We start from the raw sequence: 2,666 nt of genomic DNA on the forward strand, positions 1-2,666 counted from the left end.
CACCAGCCAGCTCCAGCGCCTCCAGGTGCTGAGCTCCGACGCCGACCTCTCCGACATCAGCGGCCTCACCCTCGGCTTCTCGAACATCAAGACCTCGACCGCCTTCCTCACCCCGCAACGGGCGGCGGTGACGATCACCTCGGGGACGGCCCGCTCCCACATCGATCCGTCCCAGCTGCCACTCGGATCGTTCACCCGCTCCGTAGCCGGGTCGGCCCTGGAAAAGGCCAAGGCCACCAACAGCTCCTCCGGCGTGTCGACGGGCAACGACGTGATCGTGACCGTGCAGGAGAACGGCTCCTGGTACGTGAGCCTCGGCTACACGGTGGCCGAGGACGCGGCCCGCGCGAGCGGGCAGACGGCGCCGGCGGCTTCGTCCTCGATCCCCGCCGTGGGGTCGGCGACAGCGGACGACGCCATCCGTTCGCTGATCCAGTCCGCCGCCAATCTCGACGTGGCCGGGGTGATCAAGCTGACGCCGCCGGGGGAGATGGCCGCCCTCCACGACTACGCGCCGCTGTTCCTGCCCCAGGCCGACAACGCTCTGAGCAACGTGCGGTCCAAGCTGTCGGTATCGATCACCAAACTCGAGCTCGCCGACGTCCCCGACGGCTCCGGGTCGGAGCTGGTGACGATCAGGGGGATCGCCTTCCGGGCCACCTACGAGCAGTACACGGTCACCTACGACGGGAGCTGCCTCGACATCTCCGACGCCAGCGATCCCTCCAACGACCAGCACTTCTGTCCCCGGGCGTCGGACCTGAACTCAGCCCTGTCCTCCCTGCCCGCCGCCGTCCAGCCCATCGTGAACGACCTCAAGAACCTGCATCCCAAGGAGGGTTTGGTGGCCCTCGAGGAGAACGGGCAGTGGTACTTCGACCCGGTGCGGACCGTCTTCACCGACCTCGACAACCTCCTCGGGGCGCTGTCGATCAAGGACATGAACGACATCGCCTCGTTGGTGAAGCAGGCCGAGTCGGGCACGCTGTCCTCGACCCTCGGCGGCTAGCTGTAGCGCCCGGACGTCAACGGTCGCGGACCGCCTCGACGTACAGGCGGGTGGTCGGGGACTCCCGCTCGTCGGGCGCCCGCCGGTCCGCCGACACGACCCGCAGCCCGGCCGCGGTGACGGCGTCGGTCAGCTCGTCGAGGTGGTAGAGCGTGGCCACGAAGGTCACCGGTGTGTCGAGGAAGGTGTCCCGCTCGACCTCGCCGTCGCCTTCGTGGACGGCCAGGAGCACCCGGCCGCCGGGACGCAGCACGTGGGCGGTCCGGGCCACGGTCATCCGCAACTCGGGCCGGCGCACGTGGATCAACGAGTAGAACGCGACCACGCCGGCTACCGAGCCCGGAGCGAGAGGGAGGCGGCGGAGATCCGCCACCGCCGCGGCCGTGAGCCGTCCCGCCGCCAGACCGGCCATGACCGGGCTGAGGTCGACGCCGATCACCGCACGACCCCGCTGGCCCAGAAAGGCTCCGATCTGGCCCGGTCCGCAGCCGAGGTCGACGACCGGGTCCCCGACCGCGCCCGCGAACGCCGTGAGCAGATCGCGGTCCCGCGGCTTCCATGCCAGCTCCTCGGCAAACCGGTCCTCGTACCGTCCCGCCACCCGGTCGTAGGTGGCCCGCAACTGGTCCCAACCCATCAGGACCGCTTCAGCAACCAGACCGTGAGCGGGGCGAACACGAGGATCAGGCCGGCGGTCCACAGGAGCGACGGGACGAGGTAGTAGGCGACCGAGTGGCCGAGCAGATGACGGGCGGCGCTGTCCCCGGTCAACAGGCGCGCCGTGTTGACCATCTGCGTCATCGGCTGATGGACCGCGAACGGCTGCATCCAGCCCGGCATGGTCGAGACCGGCACGTAGGCCGACGAGACGAAGCTCAGCGGGAACACGAGGAACGACAGGCCCTGCGCCGCCTGCGGGCTGCCCGCAGCCATTCCCATGGCGATGAACATCCAGACGAAGGCGAAGCCGTAGAGGATCGTCAGGCCCAGGGCCGCCAGCGCCCCGCCGACCGACCCCCCCGTGCGGAAGCCCACCCCGAAGCCCACCGCCGTCATGACGACCACTCCCCAGGCGACCAGGGCCGAGTCGGCGACGACGCGGCCGGTGATGATCGACAGAAGCCGGATCGGCAGGCTCCTGAGCCGGTCGAACAGGCCCCCCTGGCGGTCCTCGGCAACCCCGCTGGCGGCGGCCATGCCTTGGAACAGCACCCCGGTGACGACGAACCCGGGCACCAGGAAGTCGACGTAGTCGAGCGGGCCGATGTGGGCCACCGCCCCGCCGAACACGTAGCGGAAGATGAGGAGGAACAGGAGACCCTGGGCGGTGCCGGCCACGATCAGGGCGGGCGTCCGCACGAACTTCCTCACCGTGCGCGCCGCCACCTGGGCCGCGGCCACCAGGTAGGGCGCCCCGCGGTGGGTGACCGCGGAAGGCGTGGCGGTGAGCCCGGGCCGATCGAGTGACAGGTCCATCGTCATGCGGCTTCGTCCTCCGTCGGCTTTTGCGGGTCGGCACTGGTGGGGCGGCCGGTGAGGGCCAGGAACACCTCGTCGAGGGTGGGACGGCGCAGGCCGATGTCCTCGACGTCGTCGGCGGCCTCGTCGAGGGCCCGCACGACCACGGGAAGGAGATTGGCCCCCTGGGGCGCGGCGA

At 70.5% G+C, this 2,666-nt stretch carries 3 protein-coding genes; 1 reads left to right on the forward strand and 2 read right to left on the reverse strand.

Going from position 1 to position 2,666, the window contains the following annotated elements; translation table 11 throughout:
• The coding region (locus VFW24_01805) for a hypothetical protein (GenBank protein HEX5265482.1) at positions 1–1,009 on the forward strand (1,009 nt) is incomplete at its 5' end.
• Positions 1,010–1,025: 16 nt separating this feature from the next.
• Here the strand turns inward: VFW24_01805 and VFW24_01810 are convergent.
• The gene (locus tag VFW24_01810) at positions 1,026–1,646 is read right to left on the reverse strand and encodes a class I SAM-dependent methyltransferase (protein ID HEX5265483.1); all 621 of its coding nucleotides are present in this window, start codon (positions 1,644–1,646) and stop codon (positions 1,026–1,028) included.
• On the reverse strand, positions 1,646–2,491 hold the full coding sequence (locus VFW24_01815) for an ABC transporter permease (protein HEX5265484.1): 846 nt from the start codon (positions 2,489–2,491) through the stop codon (positions 1,646–1,648). Before VFW24_01815 ends, VFW24_01810 begins: the two co-directional genes overlap by 1 nt.
• Positions 2,492–2,666 lie beyond the last annotated feature (175 nt).

The organism is Acidimicrobiales bacterium, assembly GCA_036273495.1.
Lineage (GTDB): Bacteria > Actinomycetota > Acidimicrobiia > Acidimicrobiales > JAJPHE01 > DASSEU01.